Origin of the sequence: Mesorhizobium sp. M4A.F.Ca.ET.090.04.2.1 (genome assembly GCF_003999085.1) — a bacterium.
Lineage (GTDB): Bacteria > Pseudomonadota > Alphaproteobacteria > Rhizobiales > Rhizobiaceae > Mesorhizobium.
Window position 1 is genome coordinate 1 of sequence record NZ_RZOT01000518.1, and the last position, 4,426, is coordinate 4,426.

General features: G+C 54.0%; 5 protein-coding genes and 1 pseudogene. 2 read left to right on the forward strand and 4 right to left on the reverse strand.

Annotated elements, in window-relative coordinates:
• Together EN781_RS27055 and EN781_RS27060 are read left to right on the forward strand one after the other, a co-directional pair.
• Nucleotides 1-1,277 (forward strand): toll/interleukin-1 receptor domain-containing protein (locus EN781_RS27055; RefSeq protein ID WP_210213504.1); only part of this gene is annotated, 1,277 nt, incomplete at its 5' end.
• Complete coding sequence (locus EN781_RS27060) at nt 1,274-2,095, forward strand: hypothetical protein (RefSeq protein ID WP_126055098.1); 822 nt, start codon at nt 1,274-1,276, stop codon at nt 2,093-2,095. The genes EN781_RS27055 and EN781_RS27060, both read left to right, overlap by 4 nt.
• Nucleotides 2,096-2,148: 53 nt before the next feature.
• Here EN781_RS27060 and EN781_RS27065 read toward each other — a convergent pair whose 3' ends face one another.
• The 4 genes and pseudogenes from EN781_RS27065 to EN781_RS27080 all read right to left on the reverse strand — a co-directional run.
• Complete coding sequence (locus EN781_RS27065; RefSeq protein WP_245455694.1) at nt 2,149-2,871, reverse strand: hypothetical protein; 723 nt, start codon at nt 2,869-2,871, stop codon at nt 2,149-2,151.
• Entirely contained in the window at nt 2,762-3,241 is a 480-nt protein-coding gene (locus EN781_RS27070; protein WP_126055100.1) for a TIR domain-containing protein, read from the reverse strand. The genes EN781_RS27065 and EN781_RS27070 overlap by 110 nt, the downstream gene beginning before the upstream one ends.
• A gap of 87 nt (nt 3,242-3,328) precedes the next feature.
• Entirely contained in the window at nt 3,329-3,997 is a 669-nt protein-coding gene (locus tag EN781_RS36030; protein ID WP_126055101.1) for a uracil-DNA glycosylase, read from the reverse strand.
• A pseudogene (locus tag EN781_RS27080) lies at nt 3,994-4,426 on the reverse strand (pyrophosphatase); the annotation flags it as partial. The pseudogene EN781_RS27080 and the gene EN781_RS36030, both read right to left, overlap by 4 nt.

Consider the following 4,426-nt stretch of genomic DNA (forward strand, 5'->3'; position numbering starts at 1 on the left):
CTCTTTCGACTTGCTATATGACCGCGCCCTTGTTGCCAAAGTCCGTGGCGAGCCATAGTAACAAGGCAACGCTTCCGAACAATCCAATGGTAGTCGATATGCACGATACCGCACGACCGTTCCTGGTCATCTACGTGGCATGGCATCCTGACTTTGAGGACGGAGAGCGGCTTGCCCGTGTCTTGTATGATCACTACCGCCGAAAACTCTATGAGAATGTAGCCGGCGGATCTGGATTGCCCGTGGTATATCGGTTCCTTCCTGCTCCGGACGCCGCAACTCCAATCGACATTGACCTGATCGATGCTGAAACTTCAGCCGTTGTCTTGCTAATTGACGACCACTGGGTACATGACCCGGATTGGGTAGCTTGGGCCCAAAAACTAGCCCAACAGGCGGACGCCAAGGGTTTGGCCGCCCGCGTCTTCCCGGTTGCGATAGACGGTTCCGCAACGCGGATCGGCCTATTCGAACAGGCCTCGCGATGGGACAAATGGGACGGTCTTTCGTTCGAAGAGCGTCAGCGGCGCCTCATTATTGACCTAACCCACCAACTCTGCCGCATGTTAAGATCTTATCTAGAGCATCTAAGGCGACCGAAAGAAACTGGGGACATCCTTGCCAGATATCTGAGGAAAGTGGAGATATTTATCAGTCACTCGAAACACGACGAAGATGGGGAACGAATCGCCAAACTAATTCGGAGATATGTCTATGAGGGCGACGGCCTGTCGAGCTTCTTTGATGTCCATGACATACCAATCGGCCTACAATTCAACAAGGTTCTATTACAAAAGGTAAAATTGAGCGCAGTTGTCGCCATCAACACCGACAGTTATTCGTCAAGAGAGTGGTGTCGCCGTGAAATTATAGAAGCAAAGCGATGGAACGTCCCACTGGTAATTGCCAATTGTATGAGTGACATGGGTGAACGAGGGTTTCCCTACCTTGGAAACGTTCCAGTCGTACGCATGGATCCTATCACTTCGGACCGCATCGACGTGATCGTCAGCAAATTGCTGGACGAAGTTCTTAAGGACTTCCTTTGGCGGTGCTGGGTCCAGTCGGCCGCCTCGGATCGGGATGATGTCGTCTTTGTTCCACGCCCTCCCGAACTCATCACTTTGGTCGGTTTGGAAGGCAAGGCTCAAGCAGACGTGACATTAGTCTATCCGGAGCCACCTATCGGCGCAGAGGAGCAGCGCCTCTTTGAGATTATTGCACCGAAGGTGCAGTTACGCAGCATGACTGAGTGGCTGGCCGGGAGATCCATATGAACTACAGAGAACCTTTGAGTCAGCGCGCCGTCGCGATTTCAATCTCGACAAGTCCTGATATGGCGTTGCTTGGACTGGGTCCGGAACATCTCGATGACGCGATGACGGAAGTCGCGAGGCATTTGCTGGCGATGGGTGCACGTCTTCTCTACGGAGGCGACCTTCGTGAGCATGGTTTTTCACGCCTGTTGTTCGAATTGGTTGCACGACATCGGCGGGACGCAGACTTGGGAGACGAGCGTGTTGGCGTGAGCAACTATTTGGCTTGGCCCGTTCATGCCCATCTATCCGCTGACAGGCTCATCGAGTTGTCTAACGCACTTAAAGGAAGCGCTGAAGTTTTGTGTATGGGGCCGGATGGTACAGTTGTGTTACCGGAGGCGCGCGGACCCGCAACTACGGCGCCTGCAACGGATAAAGAATGGGCTGATGGATTGACAGCAATGCGCATGGCCGTGCGCAGCGCGAGCGACGCTCGCATTGTATTGGGTGGAACCGTCGAGGGTTTCAAGGGAAGGATGCCGGGGGTGGCCGAAGAAGCACTACTCTCACTTGAGAACGAGCAGCCTCTGTTTCTTCTAGGCGGCTTCGGTGGCTGCACCTTCGATATTGCCGTCGAGCTAGGCCTAACTCCTAACACAGGCCCTAACCGTAGCTGGCTCGGTAGGGGCCGTTTTTCCGGATTTTCGGTCGATAGCCTTCGGAACGGCCTAACAGCGAATGAAAACAAAGCGCTAGTCGCAACCGCACACATCGATCAAGCGGTGGCGCTTGTGCTACGTGGCTTCCTCCGTCAAGAGAAGATTGCCGGAAATTAACTTCAATATGAAAGGGCGATATTCCAAGGTCGCAGCTTTGTGCGGCGGGGCCTTCAAGCGGTCCTGACCCAATCCAGAGGTCGAGCCATGTACCCGTGGGCATCTAGAGACCTTATCCAATCGATGAATTGGTCTCGATGTTCCTCGGAGAAATGATTCCGATGGCCGCGACGAGCGCAAATATCAGCTCCATTGAAATCGCGATACAACTGCGGAATTTCTGGCCCTCCTCCGCCCCAATAGGCATAGTCGTGCCCAATGAGGACCTTCTCCGATTTAGTGTCATGGTCTACATTAATTGGGTTTAGCGCACCATTTCGCTCGCTGTGGAGCGAGCTGGCCTGCAGCCATTCACCGCTATTAGGATTGCGATGATAGATATTATCGCCAAAAGCTTGCATCTTGCTGCCACGAAGAAAGGGACGCTTCGTCATGAAGCGCGGGTCGTTCCAGTAGTGATCATACGTTGTGATTTCGTCGACGACCATGAAATAGACTAGAAAGCCTCGCCGTCTACGTTTGGCGCAACCTGTCCCGACAACGTAATCGCCAATCTCCGCGTGCTCGCGAATGCTGGGTTTGCAAGTTGCAAGAGTACATACTCCGTGGAATGGGTTCGGAGCGAACCCATAGTCGTGATCCAGGACGTAAGAATGTAGCCGCACTCTAGCTCGCGCACCTGTATCGAGCGATTGGTCGCTCCGCCCGAGGCTCGCCTTTGGGGTCGCGCCATTCTTCGATCTTCCCGAAGATAGCGTCGATAATCTGCTCGGCACGCCAAGGGACGACTGCATTTGCATACTCATCGAGCGCCTCTGGCGGCTCGCATCCGTGCTCCCCGTGGTCCCACACTCCTACGATACGTTTGCCAAGTTTATGGGCATACTCGATTTCCCAATTAACCCAATCGCTATGTTTCGTATCTGGCGTAATAAGGACGACGACCGTACCCGCCCATTCTATGCGAGGGCTAAGTATGTCGCGTTTGATGTAGTCGGGGTCTTTCGCGTTGTTGGGTCTATCGCTGTTGATTGAACTGTCACGAGCGGAGCAGCCATTTTTGGCGAGAAGATCTTTCAGCGCCTGTAGCCGTGCGTCATCCTCGTGGACATGGCTAATAAAGACGTTGCAAACTTTGTCGCTCACGGTACTGCTCCGGCGGTCTAGTTCCCATGAAGTACTTATAGAGTATCCCCGACCGTCAAGGCTAGAGCCATCCAACGTTATACCCAGTTACAAAAGCCTCAAGGTTTGCCCCTCGACACGAGGCGATACGCAATAATGCGAATACACACCCGCCCTGAACTCATTGTGACCACCGTAGCTAGGATGCCGCACCTGCTCGGCCGCGACATCCAAATCAGCCAAAGCGGCCTGTGCGTCACGACCGATCGCAACCACTGATCGTGGTCGCAATCTCTCTATTAGCCACTGCAGCAGATGGCTGCAGGCATATCGTTCGTCGCGAGTATGGCAGCGATTCGAAAGTGGAGAATCTTCCTCGAAAGGATGGAGAGGAAAGACGTTCCAAAGGAATATCGGCCGACGAAGTTCACGGAGGACTTCCCAGATGACCGTTGCCGTTCGCTCCGCCACCGCAGGCCCACGAGTAGCACGCTTCAGTGGTGCCGTGCCAAGGAGCGCAGCGTGTGCCCCAAGATGGACCTCGTCGGTCAATGCGAGCCCCGTCCGCCGACCACCACGATAGCCGAGGTCACGTGCGATCCATATTGACTCCACTCCGCGGTCAAGGGCTGCATCCAGAACCATCTTAAGGTTGTGCCGGCGGACCGCAGGCGCCTCAACAAGGTCGTACGCTTGGCAGGTCTCAGCGTACGGATTAAATGCATTGTTGAAACGCAAACCCCGGAGGGCCTCTATAAAACCCGAGGTGTCAATCATGGTAGTGTCTCTGCCGACAGGCTGCGGTTGGGGCGATCAAGAATAAGTCGGCCGCGCCTATGCGTTCTAAGGAACCGAAAAGCTTCATTGCCCTTGAGAATCGCCTCCTCCCATAGCCACAGCGGACAGTCCTCCGACTCGTATCCTCGTACAAATTGCCGCACAGATTTTAGAAATGTAAACCCCAAATCTCCTGCACTTTGGCCCTCAAAGAAGTCCAGCTGTTTCGCCTCCCCAAAGACATATGTCGCGACCCCTTCTTCAATCAGGATGGCTCTGGCGCCATCCTGGCCTTCATCAACCTTTGTTTCGCTTTTTCGCTTCAGACGAAAAAGGGCGCGTGTAACGGGAGACCATCCCAGTATCGCCGCATAGGCATAGTGGAAGGCATCGTGAAACCGATAATCATCTGGCTTCATAATATTGTCA

Coding starts and splice junctions, on each gene's coding strand:
- EN781_RS27060 (WP_126055098.1), top strand. CDS start 1,274: ATGAACTACAGAGAACCTTTGAGTCAGCGCGCCGTCGCGATTTCAATC.
- EN781_RS36030 (WP_126055101.1), bottom strand. CDS start 3,997: ATGATTGACACCTCGGGTTTTATAGAGGCCCTCCGGGGTTTGCGTTTC.